This is a genomic window from Arthrobacter sp. SO3 (assembly GCF_020532825.1).
Lineage (GTDB): Bacteria > Actinomycetota > Actinomycetes > Actinomycetales > Micrococcaceae > Arthrobacter.
Genome location: NZ_MQTS01000148.1, coordinates 1 through 24,939 on the forward strand (window position 1 = coordinate 1; position 24,939 = coordinate 24,939).

23 protein-coding genes and 1 pseudogene are annotated in these 24,939 nt (G+C 66.5%); 16 read left to right on the forward strand and 8 right to left on the reverse strand.

What is annotated here, in order from left to right:
- Positions 1 to 106: 106 nt before the first annotated feature.
- On the reverse strand, positions 107 to 487 hold the full coding sequence (locus BJQ90_RS13805; protein WP_226760823.1) for a MerR family transcriptional regulator: 381 nt from the start codon (positions 485 to 487) through the stop codon (positions 107 to 109).
- Positions 488 to 663: 176 nt separating this feature from the next.
- On the opposite strand from BJQ90_RS13805, the gene BJQ90_RS13810 reads away from it, so the two are divergent.
- Complete coding sequence (locus BJQ90_RS13810; protein ID WP_226760824.1) at positions 664 to 2,187, forward strand: SulP family inorganic anion transporter; 1,524 nt, start codon at positions 664 to 666, stop codon at positions 2,185 to 2,187.
- 82 nt (positions 2,188 to 2,269) lie between these two features.
- Positions 2,270 to 2,857 (forward strand): TetR/AcrR family transcriptional regulator, encoded by a 588-nt coding sequence (locus BJQ90_RS13815; protein ID WP_226760825.1) that lies wholly within the window; start codon positions 2,270 to 2,272, stop codon positions 2,855 to 2,857.
- 28 nt (positions 2,858 to 2,885) lie between these two features.
- On the opposite strand, the gene BJQ90_RS13820 is transcribed toward BJQ90_RS13815, so the two are convergent.
- The 6 genes from BJQ90_RS13820 to BJQ90_RS13845 form a co-directional block, all read right to left on the reverse strand.
- Positions 2,886 to 4,625, reverse strand: a complete 1,740-nt coding sequence (locus BJQ90_RS13820) for a CocE/NonD family hydrolase (protein ID WP_226760826.1) — start codon at positions 4,623 to 4,625, stop codon at positions 2,886 to 2,888.
- The gene (locus BJQ90_RS13825) at positions 4,618 to 5,586 is read right to left on the reverse strand and encodes an MBL fold metallo-hydrolase (RefSeq protein ID WP_226760827.1); all 969 of its coding nucleotides are present in this window, start codon (positions 5,584 to 5,586) and stop codon (positions 4,618 to 4,620) included. Before BJQ90_RS13825 ends, BJQ90_RS13820 begins: the two co-directional genes overlap by 8 nt.
- Complete coding sequence (locus BJQ90_RS13830) at positions 5,583 to 6,509, reverse strand: alpha/beta hydrolase (RefSeq protein ID WP_226760828.1); 927 nt, start codon at positions 6,507 to 6,509, stop codon at positions 5,583 to 5,585. The genes BJQ90_RS13825 and BJQ90_RS13830 overlap by 4 nt, the downstream gene beginning before the upstream one ends.
- Positions 6,510 to 6,514: 5 nt before the next feature.
- Positions 6,515 to 7,642: an FAD-dependent oxidoreductase gene (locus tag BJQ90_RS13835; RefSeq protein ID WP_226760829.1), complete on the reverse strand. Its 1,128-nt coding sequence runs from the start codon at positions 7,640 to 7,642 to the stop codon at positions 6,515 to 6,517.
- Between the two features lie 68 nt (positions 7,643 to 7,710).
- A complete protein-coding gene (locus BJQ90_RS13840) occupies positions 7,711 to 8,676 on the reverse strand; it encodes a phosphotriesterase (protein WP_226760830.1) in 966 nt (321 codons plus the stop codon).
- 41 nt (positions 8,677 to 8,717) lie between these two features.
- Positions 8,718 to 9,728 carry a phosphotriesterase gene (locus BJQ90_RS13845; RefSeq protein ID WP_226760831.1) on the reverse strand — a complete coding sequence of 337 codons (1,011 nt, stop codon included), beginning with the start codon at positions 9,726 to 9,728 and terminating at the stop codon, positions 8,718 to 8,720.
- A 336-nt stretch (positions 9,729 to 10,064) separates the two neighbouring features.
- On the opposite strand from BJQ90_RS13845, the gene BJQ90_RS13850 reads away from it, so the two are divergent.
- From BJQ90_RS13850 to BJQ90_RS13890, 9 genes are all read left to right on the forward strand, one after another.
- Positions 10,065 to 11,801 carry an MFS transporter gene (locus tag BJQ90_RS13850; RefSeq protein ID WP_226760832.1) on the forward strand — a complete coding sequence of 579 codons (1,737 nt, stop codon included), beginning with the start codon at positions 10,065 to 10,067 and terminating at the stop codon, positions 11,799 to 11,801.
- A 48-nt stretch (positions 11,802 to 11,849) separates the two neighbouring features.
- Positions 11,850 to 13,022, forward strand: a complete 1,173-nt coding sequence (locus tag BJQ90_RS22750) for a cytochrome P450 (protein ID WP_226760833.1) — start codon at positions 11,850 to 11,852, stop codon at positions 13,020 to 13,022.
- Entirely contained in the window at positions 13,019 to 13,213 is a 195-nt protein-coding gene (locus tag BJQ90_RS13860; protein WP_226760834.1) for a ferredoxin, read from the forward strand. Before BJQ90_RS22750 ends, BJQ90_RS13860 begins: the two co-directional genes overlap by 4 nt.
- Positions 13,210 to 14,409, forward strand: coding sequence for an NAD(P)/FAD-dependent oxidoreductase (locus tag BJQ90_RS13865; RefSeq protein ID WP_226760835.1), 1,200 nt, complete (start codon positions 13,210 to 13,212; stop codon positions 14,407 to 14,409). The genes BJQ90_RS13860 and BJQ90_RS13865 overlap by 4 nt, the downstream gene beginning before the upstream one ends.
- Before the next feature lie 28 nt (positions 14,410 to 14,437).
- On the forward strand, positions 14,438 to 15,052 hold the full coding sequence (locus BJQ90_RS13870) for a TetR/AcrR family transcriptional regulator (protein WP_226760836.1): 615 nt from the start codon (positions 14,438 to 14,440) through the stop codon (positions 15,050 to 15,052).
- A 157-nt stretch (positions 15,053 to 15,209) separates the two neighbouring features.
- A complete protein-coding gene (locus BJQ90_RS13875) occupies positions 15,210 to 15,683 on the forward strand; it encodes a MarR family winged helix-turn-helix transcriptional regulator (protein WP_226760837.1) in 474 nt (157 codons plus the stop codon).
- 83 nt (positions 15,684 to 15,766) lie between these two features.
- Positions 15,767 to 17,230: an MFS transporter gene (locus BJQ90_RS13880; protein WP_226760838.1), complete on the forward strand. Its 1,464-nt coding sequence runs from the start codon at positions 15,767 to 15,769 to the stop codon at positions 17,228 to 17,230.
- Between the two features lie 51 nt (positions 17,231 to 17,281).
- Entirely contained in the window at positions 17,282 to 17,722 is a 441-nt protein-coding gene (locus tag BJQ90_RS13885; protein ID WP_226760839.1) for a protein-tyrosine phosphatase family protein, read from the forward strand.
- A gap of 219 nt (positions 17,723 to 17,941) precedes the next feature.
- On the forward strand, positions 17,942 to 18,682 hold the full coding sequence (locus BJQ90_RS13890; protein ID WP_226760840.1) for a peptidase E: 741 nt from the start codon (positions 17,942 to 17,944) through the stop codon (positions 18,680 to 18,682).
- 18 nt (positions 18,683 to 18,700) lie between these two features.
- Here BJQ90_RS13890 and BJQ90_RS13895 read toward each other — a convergent pair whose 3' ends face one another.
- A complete protein-coding gene (locus BJQ90_RS13895; protein WP_226760841.1) occupies positions 18,701 to 19,807 on the reverse strand; it encodes a GTP pyrophosphokinase family protein in 1,107 nt (368 codons plus the stop codon).
- A gap of 198 nt (positions 19,808 to 20,005) precedes the next feature.
- On the opposite strand from BJQ90_RS13895, the gene BJQ90_RS13900 reads away from it, so the two are divergent.
- The 5 genes and pseudogenes from BJQ90_RS13900 to BJQ90_RS13920 all read left to right on the forward strand — a co-directional run.
- On the forward strand, positions 20,006 to 20,800 hold the full coding sequence (locus BJQ90_RS13900; protein WP_226760883.1) for an alpha/beta hydrolase: 795 nt from the start codon (positions 20,006 to 20,008) through the stop codon (positions 20,798 to 20,800).
- 43 nt (positions 20,801 to 20,843) lie between these two features.
- Positions 20,844 to 22,235: a TrkH family potassium uptake protein gene (locus tag BJQ90_RS13905; RefSeq protein WP_226760842.1), complete on the forward strand. Its 1,392-nt coding sequence runs from the start codon at positions 20,844 to 20,846 to the stop codon at positions 22,233 to 22,235.
- Entirely contained in the window at positions 22,228 to 22,923 is a 696-nt protein-coding gene (locus BJQ90_RS13910; RefSeq protein ID WP_226760843.1) for a potassium channel family protein, read from the forward strand. Before BJQ90_RS13905 ends, BJQ90_RS13910 begins: the two co-directional genes overlap by 8 nt.
- 77 nt (positions 22,924 to 23,000) lie before the next feature.
- Positions 23,001 to 24,350, forward strand: a complete 1,350-nt coding sequence (gene nhaA, locus BJQ90_RS13915) for a Na+/H+ antiporter NhaA (RefSeq protein WP_226760844.1) — start codon at positions 23,001 to 23,003, stop codon at positions 24,348 to 24,350.
- Between the two features lie 133 nt (positions 24,351 to 24,483).
- Positions 24,484 to 24,696, forward strand: a pseudogene (locus tag BJQ90_RS13920) (MBL fold metallo-hydrolase); the annotation flags it as partial.
- Between the last annotated feature and the right edge of the window lie 243 nt (positions 24,697 to 24,939).

Genomic DNA, 24,939 nt, shown 5'->3' on the forward strand with positions numbered 1-24,939 from the left:
AACCATTCACCTGGACCAAATCAGCGGAGTATCTCCTGGGCAAGATGAAACGCAAACAAACCATTAACACGGAACACTAGTGGAGCCGGGCACAAACGGAGGGTGATCAGGGGATGATGCGCCCCAGCAGGGCGATGAAGTCGTCGGCCTGTGCGAGGTTGCGGGCCATCTTGGCGCGCTGATGCGCTGCCTGTTCCAGGATTTCCGCCAGCCGTCCAGCCGACCCCGGCGCGTCCGGCCCGTCCGTGAGCAGACTCAGAATCTCGGCCATTTCCTCCAGCGAGAACCCCAACGGCTTCATCTGCTTGATGAGCATCAGCCGTTCGACATCAGCCTCCGAATACACCCTGAAGCCGCCGCCTGTCCGTGCCGTCGCGGGCAGCAGCCCCACGTCGTCGTAGTGGCGGATGGTCCGCAGGGACAGACCGGTCCGCTCCGCCAGTTCGCCGATATGCATGGTGTGGGTGCTGCCGGTTTCAGCCGCCATCGGGCCTCCGTTCTGTTCCGAATTTAAACCCTACCATCACGTTAGGGTAGGGTTTGGGTGGTGGGGTTGAGACCTTCAAGACTATCCCCCTCCTCCCGGCGCGGCGCTGCGCCCCTCATTCATTCGCATTACGAAGCCGCCGTCGAGCGCCTTCCTGACCATGAACGGAGCCATCAATGGCCACCCAAACCGGCGCTACCACCCCGGCCCTAACCCCGGAACAGCTCCAGTCTGTCCGCGGCACCCTGCGTTCCCCGCGCCGGCTGAAGACCGAGGTCCTTGGCGGGCTCGTCGTCGCACTGGCCCTCATCCCCGAGGCCATCGCCTTCTCGATCATTGCCGGCGTCGACCCCCGGATCGGGCTCTTCGCCTCCTTCACCATGGCGGTCACGATCGCCTTCGTCGGCGGCCGCCCGGCCATGATTTCGGCGGCCACCGGCGCCGTCGCCCTGGTGATCGCCCCGCTGGTGAAGTCCCACGGCCTGGACTACCTAGTCGCCGCGGTGATCCTGGCCGGAATCTTCCAGATCATCCTGGGCCTCTCGGGTGTCGCGAAGCTGATGCGGTTCATCCCGCGCTCGGTCATGGTGGGATTCGTCAACGCCTTGGCCGTCCTGATCTTCATGTCCCAGGTCCCCGAGCTGATCGGCGTCCCCTGGCTGGTCTATCCGCTCACCGCGGCGGGCCTGCTGATTGTCTTCGGCCTGCCCAGGCTGACCAAAGCTGTGCCGGCCCCGCTCGTCGCGATCGTGGTCCTGACGCTCGTCACCGTGCTGGCCTCCGTCGCCGTCCCCACGGTGGGGGACAAGGGCGCACTTCCGGAATCGCTGCCGTCCCTGTTCGTGCCCAACATCCCCTTCACGCTCGAGACGCTGCAGGTGATCTTTCCCTTCGCCCTGGCGATGGCCTTTGTGGGGCTGCTCGAATCCCTGATGACCGCGAAACTCGTGGACGACATCACGGACACCCGCTCCCACAAGACCCGCGAGGCCTGGGGCCAGGGTGTCGCCAACATCGTCACCGGATTCTTCGGCGGCATGGGCGGCTGCGCGATGATCGGCCAGACCATGATCAACGTCAAAGCCTCCGGCGCCCGCACCCGGATCTCCACGTTCCTGGCCGGCGTCTTCCTGCTCATCCTCGTGGTGGCCCTCGGCGACATCGTGTCCCTCATCCCCATGGCCGCCCTCGTGGCCGTGATGATTTTCGTGTCCGTGGCCACGTTCGACTGGCACAGCATCCGGCCGGCCACACTGAAGGCAATGCCCAAGAGCGAAACGCTCGTGATGGCGGCCACCGTGAGCGTCACCGTGGCGACGCACAACCTCGCGATCGGTGTCGGCGTGGGCGTGCTGGTGGCGACGGTGCTGTTCGCCCGCCGCGTCGCGCACTTCGTCACGGTGGACCGCACCCTGAGAGAGGTCGACGGCGGTCCGGTCGCCACCTATACAGTCGACGGCGAGCTCTTCTTCGCCTCATCGAACGACCTCTACACCCAGTTCGAATACGCCCTGGATCCGGACCGGGTAGTCATCGACATGCACGCCAGCCACCTGTGGGATGCCTCCACGATCGCCTCGCTCGATGCCATCACCGAGAAGTACCGGCACCACGGTAAGACCGTGGACGTCGTGGGCCTCAATGACGCCAGCCTCCTGATGCGCGGACGCCTCGCCGGAAAGCTCGGTTCCGGCGACTAGGCGGCATTTGTGCACGCCGCCGTCACGGAAGACCGCGATGCCGGGACCGGCCTGCTCGGGCGTGGGGCACTAATCTGGTGGAGTGGCAAGCATTAGAGAAGCTCAAAAGCAGATGACCCGCAGGCTGTTGCTTGAGAAAGGGCTGGAGCTCTTTGAAGAGAAGGGGTTCGCGGCCACCACGGTGGATGACATTGCCGCGGCCGTAGGCACCACCCGGGCCACTTTTTACGCGCATTTTCCGTCCAAAGCCCAGCTCATGCGGTCGCTGGTCGAGCGGTCCAACGAGATGCTGACCGAGGCGGATGTCCCGCCGCTGCATTCGGTGGTGGAATCCGGGGACCGCGAGCTGATCCGGGTCTGGCTCGCACGGAAATTTGACCAGTGGGCCGAAATCCGCCCCTACGTGGTGGCGGCGCACCAGGCCGCGGCCAGTGAACCGGATATCCAGGCGGCCCTGGACCAATGGTTCGACACCGCGATCGACGACATGCAAGCGGGCCTTGACCGGGCCGGCCGGTTCGAGCCGTCCAGCAGGCGTGTGCGGTGCGCGCTGGCCTTCGGGGAACTGGAGTTCTTTTCCCGGCGCTGGATGCGGCTCGGCTGGACCGTCGACCGCGACGTGTCACTCGATCTGATGGTCGAGAACTGGTGCTTCCTGCTGGCTGAGTGAGCAGGAAGCACCAGGTGCCCCGAAAGGGTCAGCGCGCCTGGTTTCCCGCGGCCTTGCGCGTGGTGAACGGCAGGACGAGCCGGGAGGGGTGGGCGGCGTCGCGGTAGATCTTGTGGGTGACGGGCCGGCCCACGGGGAGGTGGAAGGCATCCGGCGGCAGCAGCGCGTTGTGCTCGTCGGCCAGCGGTTCGGCGTTCGACAGCTCTGCGGTCAGCCTGTGTCCCGGTTTGAACGTGTTCGCGAACGGGTACAGACGCAGCACGTACTCCTCGATCTTCCCCGGTTCCACCGGCACGGCACGGGTGTGCGGGTGGTGCGGGCTGCCCTCGGTGCTCCGCTCGTCGAGCTCGCGGTGCGAGGCCTTGAGGTAGCCGCTGGTGATGAGCTGGCGTTTGCCGGTGGGGGCATAGTCCCAGAGGCGCAGGATGAAGTTCGTGTCCGGCTGGTCGATCTCGGCGAAGATGTGCGCGGCGCCGGTGCCCATCATCTCCGTGTCCTCCTCGAAGGCAGGAGTGGACCAGCTGATGATCTCCACCTTGTCGGTCACCGTCAGCGGCGCCTGGTAGAACCCGTCCGGGGCGGCGTACTCCGGGCCCATCGTCTCGGGGCCGGCCGAGAGTTTGTGGCGCGGGCGCAGATACACGTTTTTGTATTCGATGTCTTTCGGCGGCCATGCCCCGCCGGTGACGAGCTCCCGGGAGCCCTCCACGAACACACTGACGGCCGGCTCGTCCATCACGCCGTTGTCGATCCCCTTGATCCAGTAGTCATACCAGCGGAACATCTTGTCGTGTTCCTCGATGAAGGGCCGGGACTGCATCGGCGGGTAGGGGCCGATGTCCAGCTTCTTGGGGCCCTTCAGCGAGTCGAACAGCTCGATGGTGCCGTCCATGGTCCAGCCGCGGCCCTGGTCGATCTGCAGCCACACCGGGATGTCGATGTTCGGGGCCAGCGTGATGGGGTTGCGCTCCTCGTACCAGTCCCCGTCGAGTTCGTTCATCACAATGTCGAACCAGGCCTCGTGGTTCTTCGGGTAGTTCAGGACGTGGACCAGGTTCGGCCAGGCGGCCACGTCCGGATCCTGCAGGCGCTTCTCGACAAGCTTCTTCAGCTCCCCGGGTGGGTACTTTTCGATCATTCGGGACTTGACGCCGTCGGTGAACGCCCAGCCGGAGTCGCCGCCGCGGCCCTCGCGGGCGGCCCGCGGCATGAACCACATGACGCCGCCGTGGTAGGTGGTCTCGTAGAAGTCGTAGTGGCCGCCGGAGACGAAGATCGCCTTCAGGTGCGGCGGGCGCTCGGCCGCGGCCAGCACCTGCATCGAGCCGAAATAGGAGATGCCCACCATGCCAACGTTGCCGTCGCACCACGGCTGCTCGGCGACCCACTCGATGAAGTCGTAGGCGTCCTGGCCCAGCGAAACACCGCCGGCGTTGTAGTTGCCGATGTGCTCGCCGCCGGAGTGGCCGGAGCCGCGCAGGTCGCCGATGACGTGGACGTACTCCTCCTTGACGATGCGGGCGATGTCGCCGGCCTCGATGCAGCCGTCCCACATCGGGCTGGGGCGCCGCTGCGGCGGCGTGGTGAGGGCAAGGGCCTGCAGCTCCTTGCCGTATGGGCTGAGGGCCACCAGCGCGGGCCGCGGCTCGTCCCCGGGGCCGTGGTAGGCGTCCGCGGCGAGCTCGACGCCGTCCCGCATCGGAACCCGGAGGTCCTTGCGGACAGCGATCTTCTCGCCGCCGGCAGCCAACATCTTAAGGTCATCCATGGGTGCGTCGCTCCTCATGCTTGGTCTTTTGGTCAAAGGTGGTGCGGTAGCCGTGCAGTGTTGTGAAGAACGGGGAGGGCTCCAGTGTGGGGTCCCCGGCGTAACCAAGGTCCTCGGCTACGCGGGCGAAGGGCGAGTACGGTGAGTCCGTGTCCCGCAGTCCGGCAGCCACGCAGCCGCAGGCCGAGTCACTGACGCGGGCTTCGAGCTCCAGGCTCGCCTGCAGCGCTTCCTGGGCCTGCCAGGCGTCGAGTTCGACGCCGTACGGCGTGCCGTCAGCGCGGCGGTACGGGTGCCCGAGGTAGAGATGCTGCGGACGGATCTCGTCGCTGAGGTAGTGCAGGCTTGAGCGGTAGCCGGCCGGGTCCACGAACCCGGGGAATCCGTTGGCGGCACCATGGACCTGGACGGCGTCGCCGACGAACACGTCGTTTTGTCCGTCTATGACATAGGCGACCGACCCGCGGGTGTGGCCCGGAATCGAGTGCACCGAGACAGTGACGTCACCGCCGAGGGAGATAGTCTCCCCGCCGCGCACCAACATCGTCGGCTCCATCTCCCCCGAGATGACGGCGTTTGTGGCCGCCGTCAGCTTCGCCTCGCCGTCGGGGTCGTGCAGGTACTGCGCCCGGCCGGAAAGGTATTCGTCCACGTGGGCCCGGCGCGAGCGCAACATCGGGGCGTCAGCCTCGTGGATAACCACCTGCGCGCGCCGTCCGGTGAGCTCCCACAGGGCGTGCGCGCCGCCGATGTGGTCGATATGTCCGTGGGTCAGCAAGATCCAGCGGACGTCCTCGATCCGGCGGCCGATCGCCTCCAGCGCCGGCACCATGCCTTCGGCGGGCGAGGATGCGATCCCCGTGTCGACGATGGCGGGCTCCGGGGCGTCGATGAAGAAGCTGTAGAGACCGAACCGGCCCCACGGGGAGACCAGGGGATGAACAGCGACGGACTCGCTCATTGCCCGGCCCCGGCGTTCAGGAATCCACCTGTCTCCTCGAACGCCCGGTAGAACTCCGGGATCCAGGAGAAGTTCTGCATGAAACCGTGGTTGGCACCCTCGTAGCGGCTGACTGTTGCGTCGACGCCGGCCTCCGTCAGGCGCCGGCCGTAGAGTTCGCCCTCGTCCCGCAGGGGGTCGTGCTCGGCCGTGATGACCAGGGCGGGCGGCAGCCCGGTGAGGTCCTCGCGTTTGACGGGGGAGACGAGGGGATCCGCCGGATCCGCCCCGCTCTTGAGGTAGAAGGAGTTGAACGGCAGCAGGCCCGCCGTCTCCAGCCCGTACCCCTCGGCGTTCTCCCGCAGAGAGGCGTAGCGGTCGACGTCGAAGTCCAGGTCCAGGGACGGGTAGAACAAGACCTGGTGAGTGATCCGGTTGAACCCGTCATTGTGGGCCTTCGCGGCGACGGCGGCGACGAAGTTGCCGCCCGAACTGTCGCCCGCGATGGCGAGGTTCTTCCCGTCCCAGCCCAGGCTCCCGCCCTGTTCGGCGGCCCAGCGGACCACCCCGTAGCAGTCCTCGAGGCCGGCCGGGAAGGCGGCCTCCGGGGCCAGGCGGTAGCCGACGGAGATGACCTTGTGGCCGGTTTCCTTGGCCAGGGACCGCGCCACATGGTCGTGGGTGTCCAGGCTGCCCAGGAAAAACGCGCCGCCGTGGAAGTACACCAGCAGGCCGTAGGCGTCGGCCTCGACCGGCGTGTAGATCCGCACAGGCACAGCGCCCGACGGCGTCGCGGCGGTGAGGTCCTCGACCGCGTGCAGCGGCAGCCTGTCCTCCAAAGGCGGGACCTGCTCGCCGGCGCGCATGGCTTCGGGGTTCAAGGGAGAACCGTCGGGCACCGGCAGGGTCCTGAGGATATTGGCGATTTCGGGATGGATGGTCATGGCGTTCAGGCCTTCGCTGCGGTCGTGGGCTTCTGGGAGGTGGGCTTCTGCCCGGGGAAGACGTCGTTGACCTCGTCCTCGGTCCACCCCTGGCGGGAAATGCGCTGCAGCTCGTCCGTTACCGGCTTGCGGGTGGCCTGGAACAGGGCCAGCGCCTCCTTCACGGAACCGGCCTGCGCGAGGGCGTCGGCGAGGGCGCCGGCATCCTCGATGGCCGAGTTCGCGCCCTGGCCCTGGTGGTGCAGCATCGAGTGGGCCGCGTCCCCCATCAGCACGACGGAGTTCGTGTGCCAGGTGTCCACCGGGTCGATGTCGTAGACGGCGCGGATGTTGACCGCCTCCATGTCGAGGCCGCGGGCGATATTCACGATCCGCTCGTCGAAGCCCTCCACTGTCGCCAGGAGGTCCTCTTTCGTGATCCGGGGCGCCCAGGTGCTGTCCGGGTTCAGCGCGGTGATGTCGAAGGACATCTGGTTGCGGTGGCGCAGCGGCAGCAGGTAGACCTTGGTGCCCCGGCCCATGTACATCCTCAGGTTGTCGTCGACCACCATTCCGTGGGCGTCGTCGGCGGAGATCACCACGCGGTAAGCGTGCTCGCCGGAGAACACGGGGCCCTTGTCGCTGAAGAGCTGCTCACGCACCACTGACTTGATGCCGTCGGCACCGACCACCAGGTCGGCCTCGACGGTCTCCCCGTTGGCGAAGGTCAGGACGGAGCTGCCGCCATTGTCCTTGATGGTCTCCAGCCTGTGGCCAAGCTGCACCATGCCCTCGGGAAGCACGCCTAGAAGGGCTTCGATGAAGTCGCGGCGGTGAATGAGGTACGTCTGCTTCTCTTCGCCGGACTCCGGCCAGGTGTCCTTCATGATCGGCTCACCGGTGGCCGTGAGGATTTCGAAGTAGTCGCTCGCCGAGCTCACCTTGGCGATCGCGTCGAAGGTTCCCCACTGGCGGAACCGGGCCATGGTGGCAGGACGCAGACCGATGCCGGCGCCGACCTCTCCCATCTGGGGAGCCTGCTCGTACACCGTGACGTCTGCACCGAGCAGGCTCAGGGCCTTCGCCGCGGCAGCGCCGCCGTAGCCTGCGCCGATGATGGCGATCTTGAGGTTCTTAATTTCCGAAGCCTTCATTTTGTTCATCTCTTTCTCGACCCAGGGCGTACCTGGAAGAACTTGTTGTGTGGTGGTTTGCCGGGGGATCAGGCGTGGAGCGACAGGAAGTCGGCCGGATTGTCCTCGAGCAGGAGTTTGATGGTGGCGTCGTCGATGCCGGCCGCGCGCATGTCGGGGATCATGTCCTCGAAGATGTAGTTGATGGTGTGGCCCTTCACTCCCGGCCAGCCCAGCGGGCTGCAGTTTGCGTCGGCCGAGACGAGGAGCTTGTCCGCGTAACCCTTGTTGACGAGGTTGACGAAATGGTCCATGCGTTCGGCGCGCTTGCGGCCCCAGAACGGCGGGTCCGGCAGCTCGAGATCGTAGCCAAAGGTGTCGAAGCCGATGCGCCCGCCCTGCTCGTAGATCCAGTCGTGCGGTGTGATCGGGGCGTTGAGGCCGTCGTCGGCGTGGCCGAAGAGCACGCGGTCCAGCGGGAGGCCCTCTTCATTGAAGATGTCCACTGCCGGTTCGGGGTCGATGGCCAGGTGGGTCAGGATCGGCGCGCCGGTCACGACGGCGGCGCGGGCCGCCGCCCGGTAGATGCGCTTGTCCAGGTCCGTCATCCGTCCGCCGCGGCTCACACCGACCTTGATGACGCCGGCCTTGGCGCCGGTGTTGCCGATGCCGACGGTGATCTCGTGGATGAAGACCTTCGTGAGGTAGTCCACGGTGGCGCGGGAGAAGTGCGGCAGGGCGGTGTCGCCGCCGACGAAGCCGGTGCAGGCCACGATGTGCACGCCCGTCTTCCGGGACAGGGACTTGTAGTAGTCCACGTCACGGCCGTTGCAGATGCCCGTGGCGTCCACAAAGGTACCGCCGCCGTACTCACGGAATTTCCGCAGTTTCGGCACTGTTTCCTCGTAGGCCTGCTCGGGGGTCTTCCACCACTTGGTGTCCAGTTCGGACCCGGGCATGCCGTAGCCGATGTGTTCGTGGACCGCCACGATTTCCAGTTCTTCGGCCGGGATGGTTCCCAGCACGGTGTTGACCTTGGTCACTCGTTCACTCACCTCAGGGTTCGAAAGTTTGTTGGGTGTGGGCCGACGCGTGCTTAGCGCACGGTGAGCAGGTTGCGCGGGTTGTCCACGAGGATGCGCCGGGCGTCTTCTTCGTTCAGGCCTTGGGCCTTGAGGAAAGGCACGAAAGTGGTCAGGAGGTGACTGTAGGGCAGATCGTAGTCCGGCTGTCCCTTGGCTACGCCGATCGAGTTGCCCGAAAGGATGATCTTGTCGGCGTGGCCGGCTTTGACCAGCTCAAGCACCAGTTCGGCGCGGTCGTGGTCGGTGAGGTAGTCCGCGTGGTCGTTCAGGCCCACGTGGTCGATGCCGACGAATGCCCCACGGCGGGCCACGTCAACGGCGGCGCCGGCGGCGTCTTTACGGTCCAGGCCGCCGACCAGGACTCGGTCGGCCCCGATCTGCTCGTCCAGAACGATGTCCAGATCATGCAGGGCATCGGCGCCGAAACGGATAGAGACCGGTATGCCGGTGGTTTTGGCGGCGCGGGCGGAGCCGCGGAACAGGCTTTCCTCAGTCGGTGTCATGCCGTTGCGGTCAGCGGTGGTGGTCACGAGCCCGGCCGCGCCGCGACGCTCGACGCGCGGCACCACCATGCCCTCGGTGACCTCCTTGGAGAAGAGGTCGGCGAACTTCTCGGCGGGCCACGGCGTCGGCGGGTTGGTTTGCGGGGTCAGGAAGTAGCCGCCGAGCATCTCTTCCGGGCCCATGCCCGTCGAGGCGACGATGTTCACACCGGTTGAGCGCGAGAGAGCCTCGTAGAGCTTCAGGTCGCGGCCGTGGAACATACCGGTGCTGTCGACGATCGTCTTTCCGCCGTGGTCGCGGAAGTCCGTCAGCTTCGCGGCCAGGATCTCGAAGATCTCTGCCCGGTCCATGGAGATGTCGGGGGCGTACTGGGCACCGGGCAGCACTGACAGCAGGGCCTCATGGACCGCGACAACTCCCAGTTCAGAAGCGGGGACCGGCCCCAGGACCGTGTTGACGGTTCGCCCGGCCCGGGCAGGGAACGCGTCACCGGCTTTGGCGGGTGTGGTGTGACTCACTTGGCTTCTCCTTGAAGGTCGGTACTGGTGCGGAGGTGCGGAGGTGCCGCGGAGCCTGACCGTGCCGTCGCTCCCTTGCGGTGTAGCCAGCATCACATATTGCTTTACATAGTGTCAAGCAAATAGGCGGTACGTATGTCTAATGACCATCAAGTTGCATTCAGAACGTTTATGAAGCCAACAGTCCGTCAATGCTCTTGACATCATGTAAACCTTGGGCACAGAATGTGGCAGGCGCCACAACCATCTCCGGCCTCTGCCGGCTCTCGTCCGGCAGAGCAGCTTCTCTCTTGGCGCGCCACCGGAGTGTCGACCGGAAACAAAGGAGTTTCATTGATGAGTCAGACCACCACTGCGCAGACGGGCACAGCGCCCAGCGGCGGCTCGGTACGAGCCACCTTCGTAGCCGCCTACAGCGCGGTTGCACTGGCCCAAATCACCAACGCACTGCCGGGTGCCCTCAACGGCACCTTTGCCGTGGAATTCCACACCTCGGGCGCGGGCCTGACCTGGATCGCGGGCATGTTCATGATGGGCATCGTGGTGTTTGAGCTCAGCTGGGGGCTCCTGGGAGACATGTTCGGCCGCAAGAGGCTGCTATATGCGGGCGCTGCAGTCAGCGTCGCCGGTTCCATCCTGGCGGCGCTGGCATCCACCACCGAAATGATGATTGCGGCGCAAGCGGTGGGCGGCATCGGAGCGGGCATCCTCTTCCCCATTTCGCTGTCCATGATCGCGGCGATCACTCCGGACCACCGCGCCCGGGCGAAGGTTATCGCCACCTGGGCCGGGTTCCTATCGCTGGGTGCGGTGATTTCCCCCATGCTTGCGGGCCTGACGGCACAGGCCTTCACGGTGGCGGGTCCTGTGGCGGGCGCCCCCAACGTCTTCAGCGGCTGGCGCGTGGCGTACTACATTGCCGCCGCGATCGCCGTCGGCGTCATTATCGTCGCGGTCCGGGCGAAAGACTCCGCAGCGGCCGAGGGCCGCAAACTGGACCTGCCCGGCCAGTTCACGCTCGCGTTCGGCCTGATCGCTGTCCTCTTCGCCACGGTGACGGCGGTCGACGCCGGCTTCGGCAGCGCCGAGGTCATCGCCAGCTACGTTGCAGGCGTCGTCCTCCTCGTCGCCTTCGTCGTCATCGAAACACGCACCCCGCAGCCGCTGATCCACCTGTCGCTGTTCAGGAACAGCGCCTACTCGATCACCGGCATTGTTGCGGTCACCGGCATGTTCGCCTTCCTCGCGATCGCCTTCAGCACGAGTGTCGCCGTCGGCGGGCTCGCCCTCGCTGAAGCGTGGAAGGTCGGCGTGCTGTTCGTCTTCATCCAGGGTCCGGCCTTCGCCTTCATTCCCGTGGTGGGCTGGCTCATCCACCATGTCGCCCCGCGCTGGGTGCTCACCGCCGGGTTTGCCTTCATGGCCGCCTCAGGATTCTGGCTCTCGACCTTCGCCCTGGGCGCGCCGGAAGCCTTCGGCGGAACTCCCTGGACGGCTTTCATTCCGCCGCTCCTGCTGCTGGGTATCGGGTTCGCGCTCACCGTCGGCTCCGTCACCGCCGTGGCGATCAACACCGTGCCGCCACAGCAAATCGGCATGGCTTCGGCCACGACCAACCTGCTGCGCGACCTCGGTTTCGCCCTTGGCCCCGTCATCGGCTCAGCCATCGCGTTCGGAGTCGGCGCCACGGCCTTCGCCGGACCCCTCGCCGGGATACTCGGCGGGGCAGGGCTGCCCGCCGACGCCGTCGCCGGGCTGGCGAACGTGCCGCCGCTGGGCTACCTCTCAGGCTGGGACGGCGTCATCGCGCAATTCACCGGGCAGGCAACGGCTGGCGGCGCACCCGCCCAGGCCGTGGACGGCATGGTCAAGGCCCTCACCTCTGCGCAGCTGCAGATCCAGGGCGCGGCCGGGACCTCCCTCGGCCAGGGGTTCCAGACTGTCTACCTCACCGCGGGCATCGCGGCGGCCCTCTCCGCTGTGCTGACCCTCTTCATCTCCGTACCGTCCTCGGCGCCCACACCCGATGCCATCGCGGAGACCACCGAAGCGAACGCCGAGGCGGCCGTCTAGGACTGACGGCTTCACCCACGACCACCCACCATCCGCAAGGAGAACACCGTGACTGCACCCATCGAATCAGACATCGACATCTGGGATGACGATATCCTCGTCGATCCCTACCCCACCTACGCCGCGCTGCGCGAGCAGGCCGCAGTGGTCCACCTGCCCAAGAACGGCCTGTACGTCCTGACGCACTACGACGTCATCCGCGACGCACTCGGCGATCCGGAAACCTTCTCGTCCACCAGCATCGGCTTCAACCCCATGGTGAATGAGGCGCTGCAGGGCACCTCGCTTGCCTCGGACCCGCCCGTTCACACGCAGCTCCGCGCCACGCTGTCCCAGAACCTCACCCCCCGCGCGCTCCGCAGCCTGAAAGTCGTCATCGACGAGAAGGCGGACAAGCTCGTCGCCGAGCTTGCCGCCAGCGGCAGTTTCGAGGCCATCGATTCGCTGGCCCGTGCCTTCCCGATCGAAATCGTGGCCGACCTCATTGGATTCAGTGGCCACGTCAAGGACAACATGCTGCGCTGGGGCCAGGCCGCAATGCAGGTCATCGGCCCGCTGAACCAGCGCACCCAGGAGAGCTTCCCGATCGCCGGCGAGCTCTACGGCTGGTGCTCCTCGGTCACCGCCGAGGACCTCATGCCAGGCTCAATCGGCCGCGGAATCTTCGACGCCGAGACCCGGGGCGATATCCCCAAAGGCTCCGCAGGGCACATCATCCACCAGTACCTGGGGGCAGGCGTCGACACGACGATCGCCTCAATCGGGAACATCGTGGCACTGTTCGGCCACTACCCGGAGCAGTTCGAGCTGGTCCGGAAGAACCCGGAGCTCGTCCCCGCAGCTTTCGCCGAGGTGCTGCGTTACTGGGCACCCGTCCACATCTGGGGCCGCAAGGCAACGCGCGACGTTGAAATCGACGGAGTCACCATTCCTGCAGGCGCCCAGGTCGGCATCCTCTTTGGCGCCGGCAACCGGGACCCGCGGCACTACGAAAATCCCGACACCTTTGACGTGACACGCAACCCGATGGACCACCTCTCCTTCGGCTACGGACCGCACGGCTGCGCAGGACAGGGCCTGGCGAAACTTGAAGCGCACGCGATCATCGAGGCACTTGCCCGCAGGGTAAAAACGCTGACGATCTCCGACGAGGTCCGCGAACCCAGCAACATCACGCGGAGCCTCGAATTGCTCCAGGTCGAAAAGGTGGTGGCAGCATGAAGATCGAACTGGACCGGCCGCGCTGCGAAGGACACGGCCTGTGCGAGGAAGCCGCACCTGAGCTGATGCATCTGGATGACGACGGCGAACTGGTCATCGATGTGCCGGAGGTGGACGGGGCGGAGCTTGACGCTGCCAAGGCGGCGGTCAGGGTCTGCCCGGTGGCCGCCCTGCGATTGGCGGCGGCATGACGATGCGCAGGATCGTGGTGGTCGGAAACGGCATCGCCGGGCTCACGGCCTGCGACTCACTGCGCTCGGCCGGCTTCGACGGCGAGCTCACGGTTGTGGGTGCCGAGCGCCATCATCCCTACAGCCGCCCGGCCCTGTCGAAGGCGCTGCTGCATGGCAACGACGCCCTCCAGGCGCACGAGCTCCCCGAGCCGACCCACGCTGCAACGGAGCTGCTCGGCATCAGCGCCACGGGCCTGGACGTCGACGCCCGGCTGGTCCGCCTCGACGGGGGCGGTGAACTGCCGTATGACGGCCTCGTCATCGCCTCCGGCTCCCGCGCGAAAAGTCTCGTCCCCGTGCAGGGAGCGGGAGTGCCTCGAGAGGACGGCTTCCACCGGGAGCTCACCCTGCGTACCATCGAGGATGCGATCCTCCTCAAGGAACGCGTGGCATCGCGCCCCTCGGTCATCGTGATCGGCGGCGGACCGCTCGGCATGGAGGTCGCGTCCGGGTGCCTGCACGCGGGCTGCGAGGTCACCGTCGTCTCCGACGTCAAGCCACTGTCGCGTCAGCTTGGCGCCCATTTGGCCGACATCTTCACCTCCGCCGCCATCCGGCGCGGACTGCGGGTGGTTGGCAGCGGCAAGGCCCGTTTGATCGATCATGGGGCCGGGACGCGGGTTGTCCTCGCCGACGGTACTGAACATGCGGCGGATCTCGTGGTCACCGCCATCGGCGACGAGCCGAATGTCGGCTGGCTGGCCGGCTCTGACCTCCTCACGAACGGGTCGCTGCGTGTCGATTCGCGCGGCCGGGTCCGGGCGGACATCGTGGCAGCGGGCGACGTGGCGTTCTTCCCCACCCTCCGAGGCATGCAACGGGTTCCGCTGTGGACGAGCGCCATCGACCAGGCCAAGGTCGCGGCGGTCGGCCTGCTGCAGGGCGATGCCGCACCGGAGCTCAACTTCACGCCGTATTTCTGGACGGAGGGCTTCGGAGTGTCGCTCAAATCGGTCGGCTTTACACCGGTGGCGGGTACCCCGGACTTCTGCGAACCGGGCCGGGAGAACGGGTCGGTGCTCATGCGCTGGCAGAACGACGACGGCTCCGGGACCGCCGCCGCGGTCAACTACCGGATCCCGATCCCCAAACTGCGCCGGCTGGCGGACGCCGGTCCGGCCGCACTGCGTCCCGCGGCCGCCGCCCGGGTCTGAGGCAGCACACCACCGTTAGGATTGAGCTATGTCGTCGCTGCGAGAAGCCCAGAAGAAGCTCACCCGCGACGTGATCGTGGAGCGCGCGCTTGAGCTGTTCACTGAGAAAGGTTACGCCGCGACCACCATCGACGAGATCGCTGCAGCGGCCGGCACCACCAGGGTGACTTTCTACGCCTACTATCCGTCACGCAGTGATCTGATGCGGGACTTCATGGCGCGCGTCAACGCCGTGCTGGACCGTGCGGACGGCCCGGAGAGCGGCTCCACGGCACTCGACCTCGTTGACGTGGTGCGCGCAGGAGAGCTGCCGGGCATTCTGGCCTGGCTGGAGTCGCGGGCGGCGCTATGGCCGGTCTTCCGCCCTTACCTCGACGTGCTCGACGAGGCCGCCGCCGTCGACCGCGAAGTACGCGCCATGGTCGAGCGATGGCATGAGGAGGTTATCTCCGACCTGGTCCGCGGAATGCGGCTGGCCGGGTGCTTCTCGGAAGAAACCCACCATATCCGCGGAACCCTCGCCTTCACCTCACTCGACTACGTGGCCACGCTCTGGACACGGCGCAAGTTTGAACCAAATCGCGAACACGCGCTCGAGATACTCGCCGAGAATTGGTACCACCTGCTCTGCGACGAAGGCTGAGAGGCCGGCCGACGCCGGCACTGGAGAAAAAATGCCCCGGACGCCTTGCGGTGTCCAGGGCAGTTGGGTCCCCAGCCGATGCAGGAGCCGCTCGTGGGGCTCGAGCCCCAGGAGGTCCCGGATCCGGCCAGCTCGGCCCGAAGCCTATGCTTATGGAATGGAAAGTGTTGGGGCAGCTGACGGATCAGCGACGGCTGTGGACCACCTGGCCCTGGCCGTGTCATTGATCGACATTTCCTCCGATGTCCGCCGGAAGTCGCTCAATGACACCGGCGTCCGGCCGTTGTCGAACGGCGTGCTGGAAATCCTCCGCGTCATTGAAAACCACCCCGGCATCACCGTCGCGGAAGTCGCCTCCCGTCTGGGCCGGCAGTTCAGCAACGTCAGTGTCCAGCTCCGCGAGCTGGTCGCGGCGGGCCTCGTCACCCGTACCCGCGATGCCGCCGACAAGCGCTACGTTGCCCTCCATCCCACGGCGGAGTCCCTGCGGATCAAGTCGCTCCTTGAGGGCGCCTGGGCGGATGCATTGGCCTCGGCGAGTGCCCGGCTGCGACCCGACGAGCGCGAGCAGATCGCAGCCAGCCTGCCGGCCCTGCAGCGCCTGGCTTCGATCCTCGCCGAGCCGGAGTAACCCGGATCACCCCCAATATGGTCCTAAGCCAGGGCCGGCAAGTACTTATACTTTTATAAGTATTATTACTTTGAAGGGTGAAAATGGGCGTGGCAACACAGTTATCAGATCCGGGTGTACAACAGGGAAGCGGGCCCGGAAGCCGCTGGTGGGCGCTGGTTTTCCTGTCCCTGGCGCAATTTATGGTGATACTGGACGGCACCATCGTGAACCTTGCGCTGCCGCGTCTGCAGATCGACATGGGCATCAGTGACTCGACGCGTTCCTGGGTGGTCACGGCCTACGCGCTCGCTTTCGGCGCCTTTCTTTTGCTTGGCGGACGAATCGCGGACTTCTGGGGCCGCAAGCGGACCTTCATCGTGGCCGCCGTCGGCTTCGCCGTCGCGTCCCTGATCGGCGGCATCGCGCAACAGCCGTGGGAACTCATTGGTGCCCGGGCCCTGCAGGGTGTGTTCGCTGCCCTGCTGGCCCCTGCTGCCCTGGCCCTCCTGACCGTCGCTTTTCCGGGCGGCAAGGACCGCGGCACGGCGTTCGCGATTTTCGGTTCCATCACCGGCGTCGGTGCCGCCGTCGGCGTCCTGCTGGGCGGATTTCTCACGGAGCATGTGAGCTGGCGCTGGTGCTTCTTCGTGAACGTGCCGATCGCAGTCATCGCTTTCGTCGGCGTGTGGTCACTGGTCAGCGAAAGCAAGGCGCAGGGGTCCACCAAGTACGACTGGCCCGGAGTTATCCTGGCCGCCCTGGGGCTGGGGTCACTTGTCTATGGTTTCACCAACGCGGAGCACGGCTGGGATGCCCCCGACGCCTGGGGCTTCATTGCTGCCGGCGTCGCGCTGCTGGCGCTGTTCGTCGTCGTCGAACGGAAAGTCAGTCACCCGCTCCTGCCGCTGCGCGTGGCCACCGAGCGCAACCGGGCCGCGGCCTTCCTGGCCTCGTTCCTGTCCGGCGCGGTCCTCATCGGCGGCATCCTGTTCATCAACTTCTACATCCAGATCGTGCTTGGCTTCGCACCGTTCCTCGCCGGGCTTGCTTCCCTGCCGATGACAGTGGCCGTGCTCATCACGGCAGCGCTCGTCGCGAAGAACCTGCCGAAACTGGGTGCGAAGATCCCAACGGCCGTTGGCCCGGCCTTCCTGGCGGCCGCGATGCTGTGGCTCACGCAGGTCAGCGCCGAGGGCAGCTACCTCGCCAACATGCTGCCCGCACTGCTGCTCATGGGTGTCGGGCTGGGCATGGTCTTCGTTCCGATGCAGAACCTCGCCCTGTTCGGTGTGGACAAGGATGATTCCGGGGTGGGCAGCGCCCTCGTCAACGCCTCGCAGCAGATCGGCGGCTCCCTCGGCATCGCCCTCTTCAGTACGATCGCTGCCGCCGCCACGGCCGGTGGTGTCTCGCTGGCCGCCCTCTCCACCGGCTACTCCATGGTCTTCCTGTGGGCTGCGGGCTTCGCGATCCTGATTGCCCCGATTGCTTTGTTGCTCATCAACATCGACCGCAAGGTCTTCACCGGAACACAAGGTGACGCCCCCGTGGTTCATCTGGGCTAGCCCGAAATTGGGCCGGTGCGTGTTGCCGGCGGAAGGTCTACGCTCGGGAACATGACGCAGACCTGGGACCCGGGCCAGACGGGAATCCTTGAACTTCCGTCCGGCCTGCTCATCCGCGGGCGCGCGTTGCTCAGGCCACTTCCCGCCGGGCCGCGGCCCGAGTTCGGCCTGTACCTGCTGGGGAAGCGCCCGGCCCCGGTGGGCTGGGATTCCCGCTGGGTCCGCTGGCAGGACCTGCGCGTGCCGGCCGACGACGCCGATACCCTGGACGCGCTGATGGAGGCCCTGCGCCGTGCCGAGACCGAGCGGGTTGAAGTTGCCTGCTGGGCCGGCCGTGGCAGGACCGGCACCGCCCTTGCCTGCCTGGCGGTCCTGGACGGCGTCCCGCCTGCGGAGGCCGTGGCCTTCGTGCGCGCACGCTACCGCCGGGGCGCCGTCGAGACTCCGTGGCAGCGGAAATACGTCGCCCGGTTCCGAAACCCGGAGGCGTGACGCGCCAACCGCACTGCGACGCGCCGGCCGCACCGTGACGCGCCAACCGCACTGCGACGCGCCAAATTCTGAGCGCGCCCGAATTCTGCTAGCGTTCGGAAATTCCCGCCTCGAGGACGCAATAGCGCCGCGCCAGCTGCTGACTTGCCGGCGGCTTGGAAATTCCGCGGGCATAGGTAGTCTCAAAAGCTAGACCTCACTTCCCGTAGAAGGAGAACCATGGCCGCCGAGCGCCCGACAATTCTTGCAACCTCCGGGGGCTACAAACCGGGGGCGCGGACACGCCTGGAATTTAACAAGCTGGTCCACTACGCGGTGGACTTGTCCGGTGTCGCCGGAAGGGCGCCCAAGGTCGCCCACGTCGGCACGGCCAGCGGCGATCAGCGGTGGTTCAACAACGAGGTCAGCGAAGCGGGGAACGTCGCCGGCTTCCAGCTCAGCCACCTGAACCTGTTCACGATGCCCAACGTCGACAACGTCGAGGAGTACCTGTTGGGCCAGGACGTCGTCTGGGTCAACGGCGGCTCGGTGGTCAACCTTCTGGCCGTCTGGCGCGCCCATGAGCTGGACTCGATCTTCCGGCGGGTCTGGGAGGCAGGAGTGGTGCTGGCCGGTGTTTCGGCCGGTTCGATCTGCTGGTTCAACGGCGGGACGACCGATTCGTTTGGCCCTGAACTCCGCGCGGTGAACAACGGACTGGGACTGCTTCCCTTCGACAACGGGGTCCATTACGACTCCGAACCGGCGCGCCGGCCTCTCGTGCACCGTCTGGTGGCTGACGGAACCTTGGGCGAGACGCACTGCACCGACGACGGCGTGGGCCTGCTTTACCGCGGGACGGAACTGGTCGAGGCGGTCACGGAATCGCCAGGCAAAGCCGCCTACCGGGTCGCGCTGGTCCAGGCCGGCGCCCCGGCCGCTGGAGTGGTCGAGGAGCGGCTGGAGCCAACCGAGCTCTAGGCTCACCCATCCGCGGCCCTACCCCTGAGTCAGGCGGTAGCGCTCGATCTGTTTGAGCCGTCGCTGGAGGCTGTCGCGCCGCGGGTGCGGGACGGCGTCGGCCGGTTCGGCGGTGAGGTCGATGTGTTTCGTGCCGTACTGCCAGAGCAGCAGATCATCCAGGAGCCGGTCCGGGCCGGGGGAGTAGCGGTGGTCCAGGGCCTTGCGGACCTCGGTGATCCGGTTGGCGCTGAGCAGCCCGGCCAGTTGCATGGTCTGGTTGAGGCCGTGGGCGGCCATCAGCTCGGCGGCCCAGCCCCAGTCGTCGTCGACCTTCCGGTCCACGTGCGGCAGCAGCGTGCGCCAGACGTCGCGGATCCGGTTCGGAGTCAGCTGGGCGGCGCCTTCGCCGTCCATGTCCCAATAGCTGCGGACCTCTTCGTAGCGTTCATGCAGGTCAGCGAACGCACCCTCCACGGTTTCCAGCATGGCCGCGGTGGCGGTGAACTGCCGGTCGAAGTGCGGGGTCCAGGCGCGCGGGTCCTCGGCCTTGAAGCGGATGTCGTGCTCGATCTCGCTCCAGGCGTGCGCGAACACGGTGCGGATCTGGCATTCGAAGAAGTAGCTGCCGTTCGGCGGGACTTCCGGGTTGAACGCCTGCTGGTACTCCTTGACGGCGTCGTTCTGGATGGTCCGGAGGATCAGGTGGCGGCTGGAATAGCCGTAGGTTCCCGACTCGATGGAGCCGATGTCCTTCTCACGGTCACCACGGCAGTCAAAGAGGTGGCGCTGGCGCTTGATCAGGTTGGCCACCACCGCGTTTTCCGCCGGCAGCTTCGTGATCACGCGGATGCCTACCATGTCATTCAGGGTCCGGAACGGGTCCGGGAACTTCAGCACCGGCGGACCGCCCGGTTCCAGCGGCTCCTCAATGCGGGAGATCTTCTCGCGGAACGATTCGACTGTCTTGGTCCGGCCCGTGACGAACAGCGGCGTCACCTCGGTGCCCTTGAGCATGGTCCGCAGCGTCAGCAGGACCTCGCGGGTGACCAGCTTCAGGGCAGGGCGCACCCGCTCGTAGAGTTCCACGTTGTCCTGCACAGATTCGCGCAGGTTAGGGTCCAGCCGATCCCAGTTGCTCGCCATGCTTCCAGCTTACGGCCGGGGTACGACGGCGGCGGGCTGACACCCCCGCGGCGGGCCGCCTTACGCCGTGCCGCGCGGCGCTCAAGGTAGGCTCGGCACATGGCTGATGTGCGGCGTCGGGCTTTGATCGCGGCCGCAGCGACGGTGACTCTGGGGGCAGTCTCCGCCGCCTGTTCACCGGGCCCCAAGGAGGACACTGTGAAGCGGCATAGGTACAGCTACGGCGATGACCCCAGCCAATGGGGCGAGCTCTTCCTGCCGGATGCCGCCGCAACCCAGGGTGTGGTTGTGGTGATCCACGGCGGCTACTGGCGCTCGCAGTACGGCGCGGAACTCGGCGAACCCCTGGCCAAGGACCTCGCAGCGCACGGCATGGCAGCCTGGAACCTGGAATACCGCCGCGCCGGCAACGGCGGCGGCTGGCCCCACACGTTCGCCGACGTGCTCGCCGGCATCGACAAGCTCGGCGACATTGCCGGTGAACACGGCGTCGGGCTGGAGCGGGTCGTGGCGCTGGGACACTCGGCCGGCGGCCACCTTGCGGTGTGGGCTGCGGGACGACGCCGCCTTGCCCAGCTCGGCGCACCGGACGCGGACCGCCAGCTGCTCCGCCGGGCCGACGACGGCGCGCTGCACCTCACCGGCGTCGTCAGCCAGTCCGGGGTGCTCAACCTCGCGGAGGCCGAACGGCTGAACCTCAGCAACGGCGCGGTCAGCAACCTGCTGGGCGGCTCCTCCGAAAAGTACCCGAAACGGCATAAATATGCGGACCCGATGAGCGCGGTGCCGCTGACGGTCCCCGTCTATGCCGTCCACGGCACAGACGATGACACGGTCCCCGTGAGCCAGTCTGACTCCTACGCCGCGGCGGCCAAGACTGCCGGCGCCCCGGTCCAGCTCCTGAAGGTCCCGGGCGATCACTTCGCGCTGATCGATCCGAAGGCTGCCGCGTACCGGAAGTGCCGCGAACTCGTGCAACTCCTGCTCGGCTGAGTTCCATCCGGCGCAGCCGCCGCCCGGTGATAGCGTGAGCCCTATGCAAGTCGAAGCTCCCGCGATCCTGCGCGCCCTGGCGGCGGGCTTCACCAGGTTCATCCGGGCCTTCGCGCCGCACCACCCGGCCCAGGTCATCGTCCTCGGCTTCGCCGGGGCAGTCGCCGCCGGCACGGGACTGCTGTTGCTCCCTGTGGCCACGGCCGACGGCGGCGGCGCCAGCCCGCTGGACGCGCTGTTCACGGCCACCTCCGCCGTCTGCGTTACCGGCCTGATCACTGTGGACACACCTGTTTTCTGGAGTGGGTTCGGCCAGGTGGTCATCCTGGTACTGATCCAGATCGGTGGCTTCGGCGTGATGTCCTTCGGCACGCTGCTCGGGGTCCTCACCGCCCGCCGGCTGGGCCTGAGGTCCAGGATTTCTGCCGCCGCCGAGACCAAGAGCAGCGGTTTCGGGGACGTCCGCCAGGTGCTGGTCGGAGTCCTGCTCATCAGCCTCATCGTGGAAGCGGCGCTGGCGCTGATTCTCACGATCCACTTCATGGCCGGGTACGGCTATCCGCCGGGTGACGCCGTCTGGCACGGGGTGTTCCACTCCATCTCGGCCTTTAACAACGCCGGCTTTGCCCTCTATTCGGACAACCTGATGGGGTTCGTCGGCGACCCTTGGATCTGCCTGCCGATATCCGCGGCCGTGATCATCGGCGGTCTCGGATTCCCGGTCCTCTTCGAACTGGGCCGGCAATTCCGGCGTCCCATCCACTGGAGCATGAACACGAAACTCGTCCTGGTGGGCTCAGCCATTCTCCTGGCCGGCGGAACAGTGTTCCTCACCGCCGTCGAATGGGCCAACCCGGCCACCCTTGGCGGACTCAGCCCTGCCGATCGGGTGCTGGCCGGCTTCTTCCAGTCCGCCATCACCCGCACCGCGGGCTTCAACAGCGTCGACATCGCCCAGATGAATCCCGTGTCCTGGCTGGGCATGGACATCCTGATGTTCATCGGCGGCGGCCCGGCCGGTACCGCCGGTGGACTGAAAATCACCACCTTCGCCGTCCTGTTCTTCATTCTCAGCACCGAACTCCAGGGTGGAACGGCCGTGAACATCTTCGGCAAGCGGCTGTCCAGGGCGGTGCACCGCCAGGCGATCACCGTGGTCCTCCTGGCGATTGCCCTCGTCACCGGTTCGACGATGTTCCTGATGCTGATCACCGACTTCGGGCAGGAAAGAATCCTGCTCGAGGTCATATCGGCCTTCGCCACAGTCGGGCTGTCCACCGGCATCACCGCCGCGATCCCTCCTGCGGGTCAGCTCGTGCTGATCCTGCTGATGTTCGTCGGGAGACTTGGACCGGTGACGCTCGGCGCGGCCCTGGCTCTGCGCGAACGACCCATGCTTTACGAGTACCCCAAGGAAAGGCCCCTCATTGGCTAGGAACATCTTCTCGTCCCACTCCGCCACGGCCAGTGACAAGGCGTCCTCGGTGGTGGTCATCGGCCTGGGTCGCTTTGGCGGCTCGCTGGCCCTGGAGTTGGAGGCGCAAGGTACCGAGGTGCTCGGCATCGACGCCAACGAGGAAATCGTCCAGTCCTTCAACGGGCGCCTCACACACGTGGTCCGGGCCGATTCCACCAAGGAGGAGGTGCTGCGCCAGCTCTCGGTCCATGAATTCGACCGGGCGGTGGTGGGGATCGGCTCGGATATCGAAGCCAGCATCCTCACGACCTCCCGGATCCTCAAATTCCAGCGTCCGCAGATCTGGGCGAAGGCCATCAGCGAACCGCACGCCGAGATCCTCGCCCAGCTCGGCGTCGAACACGTCATCCGGCCGGAACACGACATGGGCAAGCGCGTGGCGCACCTGGTCCTCGGCTCGATTCTTGACTATGTCGAATTCGAGGACGACTTCGTGATGATCCGAACCAGCCCGCCCTCCGGCATCCGCGACCGGCCCCTGGGCGTGCTCGGCCTTCGGGACAAGTACGGCGTCACCATTGTCGCGGTCAAACGGCCTGGCGGAAAATGGGGCCATACGACGGCGCAAACGGTGCTCTACGACGACGACCAGATCATCGTTCAGGGCAGCAAGACCAAGGCCGAACGGTTCAGCACGATGTCCTGACCCGCTAGACTGGGGTGCAGGTGCGCCGGGAAGTCTGGTCGGCATAGTTTCGTCGACCCAACTTTTAGGACTCCCGCATGGGCCCCACCCCCACACCCCCCCGGCCGCGCTTGACCATCTTTGGCCGCGGCAGCTACGCCGAATCCCTCCGGATCGGCGAGATCCTCCGCAAAGAGACAGTCGGCGGCGCCCTCCTGGTTTCCGCCGCCGTCATCGCCCTGATCTGGGCCAACTCACCAATCTCCGAGAGCTACTTCGCCCTGCGGGACTTCAAGTTCGGCTACGAACCCTGGCACCTGGAACTGAGTCTGGGCGCCTGGGCAGCCGACGGGCTGCTGGCGATCTTCTTCTTCCTGGTCGGACTCGAACTCAAGCGTGAGTTCATCGCCGGCGACCTGCGGCAGCTGGACAAATCGATCGTTCCGGTCGCTGCCGCCGTGGGAGGCGTCGCCATCCCGGCCGTAATCTACGCCGTCGTCAACCTCGCAAGCCCGGAAACCCTGCGCGGCTGGGCCATCCCCACCGCCACCGACATCGCCTTCGCCGTCGCCGTGCTCGCCATCATCGGCTCGCATCTGCCCAGCGCCCTGCGGATCTTCCTGCTGACCCTTGCCGTGGTGGACGACCTGATCGCCATCACCATCATCGCCGTCTTCTACACCAGTGACCTCCAGCCGCTGCCGCTGCTGCTGGCCTTGGTTCCCCTGGCCCTTTACACCTACCTGGCGCACAAATACCGGCGCTTCTTCGGGATGAAGACCGCCGCCGCGTGGCTGATTCTCCTGCCGCTGGGTGCCGCCACCTGGGCCCTGGTCCATGCCTCCGGCATCCATGCGACCGTGGCAGGAGTACTGCTCGGGATTGCCATTCCGGTCCTGCGCTCCCAGGCCAGCGGCGGCCCGGCGGCCGGACCCGGCCTCGCGGAGATCTTCGAACACCGGTTCCGCCCGATCTCGGCCGGCGTCGCCGTCCCGATCTTCGCGTTTTTCTCCGCGGGTGTGGCCGTGGGCGGCTGGGACGGGCTGGCCTCGGCATTGGCGGACCCGGTGGCTGTCGGCATCATCGTGGCGCTGGTCCTTGGCAAGCCGATCGGCATCATGGGCACCACCTGGCTGCTCACCAAGGTCACCAAGGCCCGGCTCGACACCAGCTTCAAATGGATCGACGTCTTCGGAGTGTCCCTGCTGGCCGGCATCGGCTTCACAGTCTCGCTTCTGGTGGCGGAGCTGAGCTTCGGCCAGGGCAGCATCCATGACGACCACGCCAAGGTGGGCATCCTCGCGGCCTCCATGCTGGCGGCACTGCTCGCCACGCTGGTGCTGAGGACACGGAACCGGCAGTACCGGCAGGCCGAAGAGGCGGAGAAAGTCGACTCGGACCATGACGGGATTCCGGACGTCTACCAGCAGGACGGCACGGCCCGGTAGCCGGTTGGCACCACAGCCGTGGCCGGCGGCGCCGGTTTTCGCCACGGGATCAGGCTTGCGTTCATACCCCAGGGGGTTTGGTGATTAAGGTGTGCGCAGCTGACGGCCTTGCGGCCGATCGTGGCACACCCGGCAGGCCGTCGCCACACCGGGCCACACCCACACCCAGACCCACCTGTCCTTCATCGTCGACGATGGCGCCCAGCAGGCGGTCTTCTCCGGCGGAAGCCTGCTATATGGCTCGGTCGGACGCGCGGACCTCGTCGGCGCCGGCGACACCCTCGGCCTCACCCATCACCAGTACGCCTCCGTCCGTCGCCTCGTCGGCGGAGCCGCCAAAACCGCTGGTGGGAACAGCCGGATTCTAACGAACCTCGCTTGGCTGAAGGTGGTGTGGTTGTAGGAGGTTCGGCGGGCCGTTGGCGGAGATGGGGGCCTGCTGGCTTGGTGGAGAGGCGGCCGAGAGATGTCCAGCTGATGAAACAGGGGTATTCGAATTCCGAGTCGTGCAGAGCCTTGGGCATCCACCGGAACACAGGTGCCCGTTGGGCTGAGTGGGTGTATTGGTGTTGGCGGGTTAGGTTCGTCA

Excerpts from the sequence above, each read along its gene's own strand:
- BJQ90_RS13880 (WP_226760838.1), top strand. The coding sequence starts at position 15,767 with ATGGGCGTGGCAACACAGTTATCAGATCCGGGTGTACAACAGGGAAGC.
- BJQ90_RS13870 (WP_226760836.1), top strand. The coding sequence starts at position 14,438 with ATGTCGTCGCTGCGAGAAGCCCAGAAGAAGCTCACCCGCGACGTGATC.
- BJQ90_RS13885 (WP_226760839.1), top strand. The coding sequence starts at position 17,282 with ATGACGCAGACCTGGGACCCGGGCCAGACGGGAATCCTTGAACTTCCG.
- BJQ90_RS13865 (WP_226760835.1), top strand. The coding sequence starts at position 13,210 with ATGACGATGCGCAGGATCGTGGTGGTCGGAAACGGCATCGCCGGGCTC.
- BJQ90_RS13905 (WP_226760842.1), top strand. The coding sequence starts at position 20,844 with ATGCAAGTCGAAGCTCCCGCGATCCTGCGCGCCCTGGCGGCGGGCTTC.
- BJQ90_RS13810 (WP_226760824.1), top strand. The coding sequence starts at position 664 with ATGGCCACCCAAACCGGCGCTACCACCCCGGCCCTAACCCCGGAACAG.
- BJQ90_RS13805 (WP_226760823.1), bottom strand. The coding sequence starts at position 487 with ATGGCGGCTGAAACCGGCAGCACCCACACCATGCATATCGGCGAACTG.
- BJQ90_RS13850 (WP_226760832.1), top strand. The coding sequence starts at position 10,065 with ATGAGTCAGACCACCACTGCGCAGACGGGCACAGCGCCCAGCGGCGGC.
- BJQ90_RS13835 (WP_226760829.1), bottom strand. The coding sequence starts at position 7,642 with ATGAAGGCTTCGGAAATTAAGAACCTCAAGATCGCCATCATCGGCGCA.
- BJQ90_RS13830 (WP_226760828.1), bottom strand. The coding sequence starts at position 6,509 with ATGACCATCCATCCCGAAATCGCCAATATCCTCAGGACCCTGCCGGTG.
- BJQ90_RS13895 (WP_226760841.1), bottom strand. The coding sequence starts at position 19,807 with ATGGCGAGCAACTGGGATCGGCTGGACCCTAACCTGCGCGAATCTGTG.
- BJQ90_RS13860 (WP_226760834.1), top strand. The coding sequence starts at position 13,019 with ATGAAGATCGAACTGGACCGGCCGCGCTGCGAAGGACACGGCCTGTGC.
- BJQ90_RS13820 (WP_226760826.1), bottom strand. The coding sequence starts at position 4,625 with ATGGATGACCTTAAGATGTTGGCTGCCGGCGGCGAGAAGATCGCTGTC.
- BJQ90_RS13825 (WP_226760827.1), bottom strand. The coding sequence starts at position 5,586 with ATGAGCGAGTCCGTCGCTGTTCATCCCCTGGTCTCCCCGTGGGGCCGG.
- nhaA (WP_226760844.1), top strand. The coding sequence starts at position 23,001 with ATGGGCCCCACCCCCACACCCCCCCGGCCGCGCTTGACCATCTTTGGC.
- BJQ90_RS13890 (WP_226760840.1), top strand. The coding sequence starts at position 17,942 with ATGGCCGCCGAGCGCCCGACAATTCTTGCAACCTCCGGGGGCTACAAA.
- BJQ90_RS13875 (WP_226760837.1), top strand. The coding sequence starts at position 15,210 with ATGGAAAGTGTTGGGGCAGCTGACGGATCAGCGACGGCTGTGGACCAC.